The sequence below is a fragment of the Campylobacter sp. US42a genome (genome assembly GCF_004379055.1).
GTDB lineage: Bacteria > Campylobacterota > Campylobacteria > Campylobacterales > Campylobacteraceae > Campylobacter_D > Campylobacter_D jejuni.
Window position 1 is genome coordinate 1 of record NZ_RYYK01000013.1, and the last position, 5,000, is coordinate 5,000.

At 42.0% G+C, this 5,000-nt stretch carries 2 tRNA genes and 3 rRNA genes (1 of these 5 running past the window's edge); all 5 read right to left on the reverse strand.

The features are described from left to right. Positions 1-73: 73 nt before the first annotated feature. Positions 74-190: ribosomal RNA gene (rrf, locus tag ELQ10_RS08415) — 5S ribosomal RNA — on the reverse strand. Between the two features lie 274 nt (positions 191-464). Further along, a 23S ribosomal RNA gene (locus ELQ10_RS08420) occupies positions 465-3,520 on the reverse strand. Positions 3,521-4,058: 538 nt separating this feature from the next. Continuing rightward, positions 4,059-4,135 (reverse strand) — tRNA-Ile (locus ELQ10_RS08425). Between the two features lie 8 nt (positions 4,136-4,143). Beyond that, positions 4,144-4,219: transfer RNA gene (locus ELQ10_RS08430), tRNA-Ala, on the reverse strand. 102 nt (positions 4,220-4,321) lie between these two features. Next, positions 4,322-5,000, reverse strand: a 16S ribosomal RNA gene (locus ELQ10_RS08435) (it continues 834 nt past the right edge of the window). Together the 16S, 23S and 5S rRNA genes with 2 tRNA genes alongside form the textbook arrangement of a ribosomal RNA operon.

Consider the following 5,000-nt stretch of genomic DNA (forward strand, 5'->3'; position numbering starts at 1 on the left):
AAACACCATCTAAAACAACAATAAAAATAAACATAGGATTTATATATAAAGTAAGTAATGAAGACATTTAACAAGTCCGCAATGAGCTACTTTCCCCCTGCCAGTAAGGCGTAGTATCATCACCCACGATGTGCTTAGCTTCTTGGTTCGGGATGGAGCAAGGCGTTTCCACATCTGTATAATCACGGACATTGTTATTTAAATATTCTTTGAAAGATTGAATTTAAAAAATAAAGCTTAATCTTTTATTTCTTTACTTTTTTCTTTATTCTCTTTCTTCTTTTGTTTTTCTTTATTTTTTTCTTATCTTTTATCTTTGATAAGTTTTTATATAGAATACTTAAAAAACAATGTTAAGAGCAAGTTCTAATACAAACTCTACTTGAAAGATTTCTACTAAACTCTAAATATTATTTATATTCAAAGTCTTCTTAAAAACCTTAACAAGGAAGTGATGCTTTATTAAAGATAAGCCAAACGCTCTATTAGTACTGGTCAGCTAAAGGACTTTCATCCATTACACACCCAGCCTATCAAACTAGTAGTCTTCTAGAGAGCTTAGAGAAGATTCATCTTAGAGTTGGCTTCACGCTTAGATGCTTTCAGCGTTTATCCTTTCCAAACTTAGCTACGCTGCGATGCTCTTGGCAGAACAACAGCTACACCAGTGGTTTGTTCAACCCGGTCCTCTCGTACTAGGGTCAAATCTCTTCAATCTTCTTACGCCCACGGCAGATAGGGACCGAACTGTCTCACGACGTTCTGAACCCAGCTCGCGTACCGCTTTAAATGGCGAACAGCCATACCCTTGGGACCTGCTCCAGCCCCAGGATGCGATGAGCCGACATCGAGGTGCCAAACCTCCCCGTCGATGTGAGCTCTTGGGGGAGATCAGCCTGTTATCCCCGGGGTACCTTTTATCCTTTGAGCGATGGCCCTTCCACACAGAACCACCGGATCACTAAGACCGACTTTCGTCTCTGCTTGACTTGTATGTCTTGCAGTTAAGCTGGCTTATACCTTTATACTCTACGAACGATTTCCAACCGTTCTGAGCCAACCTTTGTAAGCCTCCGTTATTATTTGGGAGGCGACCGCCCCAGTCAAACTACCCACCAGACATTGTCCCACTTGAGGATAACTCAAGCTGGTTAGCTACCCAAATAAGAAAGAGTGGTATCTCAACAATGGCTCATATACAACTGGCGTCATATACTCAAAGCCTCCCACCTATCCTGCACATTCTTATCCAAGTAGCAGTGTCAAGCTGTAGTAAAGGTCCACGGGGTCTTTCCGTCTTGCCGCGGGTAGGAGGAATTTTCACCTCCACTACAATTTCACTGGATCCCTCTTTGAGACAGCTCCCATCTCGTTACGCCATTCATGCAGGTCGGTATTTAACCGACAAGGAATTTCGCTACCTTAGGACCGTTATAGTTACGGCCGCCGTTTACTCGGGCTTCGATCAAGAGCTTCGCTAATGCTAACCCCATCAATTAACCTTCGAGCACCGGGCAGGCGTCACACCCTATACATCCTCTTACGAGTTAGCAGAGTGCTGTGTTTTTGGTAAACAGTCGGGAGGGACTCTTTGTTGTAAGTTTCTTCGCTTTCGGAGTAAATCCTAGTACGAAGCTAACCACACCTTATACCGAAGATACGGTGCTATTTTGCAGAGTTCCTTAAAGAGAGTTCTTCCACGCGCCTTAGAATACTCATCCCACCCACCTGTGTCGGTTTACGGTACGGGCAACATTAGCTAAACTTAGAAACTTTTCTTGGCTCGACGGCATCAGGGGTTCTTCTATCCATCCGAAGACTTCAAAAAGCCTTTCAGTTCTCGGAGTATTGTTATACGGATTTGCCTGTATAACCTCCTACGACCTTAGACTAGCACTTCCATCCGCTAGCCCCCTTAGCCCTAAGCGTCCTTCCATCGCACACTAATGTTGGTATTGGAATATTAACCAATTTGCCATCGTCTACCCCTTTCGGACTCGACTTAGGACCCGACTAACCCTACGATGACGAGCATCGCGTAGGAAACCTTGGGTTTACGGCGTTAATGATTCTCACATTAATTATCGCTACTCATGCCTGCATGCTCACTTCTATTCGCTCCAGCACTCCTTACCGGTATACCTTCGACGCAAATAGAACGCTCTCCTACCACTTGCACACAACTTAAACTACTTAACTTTAGCCTAAGAATATTTTTACTGATTTTACTAAGTTTTATTTCTATCTTTACTCTATAAAAATCAGTAAAAATATAACTAAACATATAACTTAGTTTCTCATATTCTAAACTTAAATAATCTAAGTTGTGTGCAAGTCTACAGCTTCGGTACTTACTTTAGCCCCGTTATATTTTCCGCGCAAAATCACTAGACCAGTGAGCTATTACGCTTTCTTTAAAGGATGGCTGCTTCTAAGCCAACCTCCTGGTTGTTTAAGTAACTTCACATCGTTTTCCACTTAAGTAAGATTTAGGGACCTTAGCTGGTAGTCTGGGTTGTTTCCCTCTTGACGACGGATTTTATCACTCGCCGCCTGACTGCTGTGATTACATATAAGGTATTCGGAGTTTGATAGGGTTTGGTACATTGGTGTATGCCCTAGCCCATTCAGTGCTCTACCCCCTTATATTACGACACAACGCTATACCTAAATATATTTCGGAGAGAACCAGCTATCACGAAGTTTGATTGGCCTTTCACCCCTATCCACAAGTCATCCCGGGGCTTTTCAACGCCTATGGGTTCAGTCCTCCACTAGTTCTTACACTAGCTTCAACTTGCTCATGGATAGATCACTTCGTTTCGGGTCTGCAGCATCTGACTAAGCGCCCTATTCAGACTCGCTTTCGCTACGGCTTCGCGTTTGCTTAACCTTGCCAGACACCACAACTCGCAGGCTCATTATGCAAAAGGCAGTCCATCACACTGTATTGCTACATAGTGCTCTGAATGATTGTAAGCAAATGGTTTCAGGTTCTATTTCACTCTGATCACCTCAGTTCTTTTCACCTTTCCCTCACGGTACTTGTGCACTATCGATCTGGTATTAGTATTTAGGGTTGGATCGTGGTCGACCCAGATTCAGACAGGATTCCTCGTGTCCCGCCCTACTCAGGATACTGCTAGCTAAGCTTTGTTTTTCGCATACGGGACTATCACCCTCTATGGCTATACTTTCCAGAATGTTCTGCTAAACTCAGCTCTTGCACATTGCAGTCCTACAACCCCCAGTGCAAGCACTGGGTTTGCCCTCTTGCGCTTTCGCTCGCCGCTACTGACGCAATCTCTATTGATTTCTTTTCCTGAGGGTACTAAGATGTTTCAATTCCCCTCGTTCGCTCCTATATAGGTAATGTATATCTCTATACATTGGGTTGCCCCATTCGGAAATCTACGGATCAAAGCTTCTTGACAGCTCCCCGTAGCTTATCGCAGTCTAGTACGTCCTTCATCGCCTTTACCAGTCAAGGCATCCACCATTCGCTCTTAGTAGCTTACCTTTTTTTACCTTTTATTATTGATTCTAAAACGCATCACTTCCTTGTTAAAGTTTTTATGATAAGACTTCTTTATCTTAAGACGGAAAGCATTCAAACACTTAATATAAAACTAAATGATTTAGTCTCAACTAAGCTGTGAGTTTGAAACTTGTCTTTAATTTATAAATCTTAAATCTAATATTCTCTTTATTATAGAAATAAAGATAATTAAAAGATATAAGTTAAACTAAAGAAAAGATAAATAGGTTTTATCCTTTAACAAGTCCTGTAAAATTGTTTTTATTAAAACTTGCTTGTGACTCTTAACAATGATAATTAAAAAGAACATTTAGGTTTAAAACCTAAAGGAAGTATATATATTAATATAATCTCATTATAAATATAAATACATAATGTATATGCTATTTATATCTATTAAAGTATATTCTTTTATAGCTAAAGATAAAAATAAATCTAAGTATAGAGTTTATATTTTATATTTAATCTACTTTATATACTTGCTTTAGATTTTAAAGCTTTTTTATTCAAATCTTTTTTATGGTGGGCCTAACAAGACTTGAACTTGTGACCTCACCCTTATCAGGGGTGCACTCTAACCAGCTGAGCTATAGGCCCTTAATAAATGGTGGAGAATAGCGGGATCGAACCGCTGACCTCCTGCGTGCAAAGCAGGCGCTCTCCCAGCTGAGCTAATTCCCCATAAACAATTAGCTTTATCATCAATCTTTGAAATCTAAACAAGAATCAATTGAGTTTATATATTGAAGTAATAGTTGTGAGACTTATTACTTTGTACTCTAGAAAGGAGGTGATCCAACCGCAGGTTCTCCTACGGTTACCTTGTTACGACTTCACCCCAGTCGCTGATTCCACTGTGGACGGTAACTAGTTTAGTATTCCGGCTTCGAGTGAAATCAACTCCCATGGTGTGACGGGCGGTGAGTACAAGACCCGGGAACGTATTCACCGTAGCATGGCTGATCTACGATTACTAGCGATTCCGGCTTCATGCTCTCGAGTTGCAGAGAACAATCCGAACTGGGACATATTTTATAGATTTGCTCCACCTCGCGGTATTGCGTCTCATTGTATATGCCATTGTAGCACGTGTGTCGCCCTGGGCATAAGGGCCATGATGACTTGACGTCGTCCACACCTTCCTCCTCCTTACGAAGGCAGTCTATTTAGAGTGCTCGGCCGAACCGTTAGCAACTAAATACGTGGGTTGCGCTCGTTGCGGGACTTAACCCAACATCTCACGACACGAGCTGACGACAGCCGTGCAGCACCTGTCTCTAAGTTCTAGCAAGCTAGCACCCTCATATCTCTATAAGGTTCTTAGGATATCAAGCCCAGGTAAGGTTCTTCGCGTATCTTCGAATTAAACCACATGCTCCACCGCTTGTGCGGGTCCCCGTCTATTCCTTTGAGTTTTAATCTTGCGACCGTACTCCCCAGGCGGTACACTTAATGCGTTAGC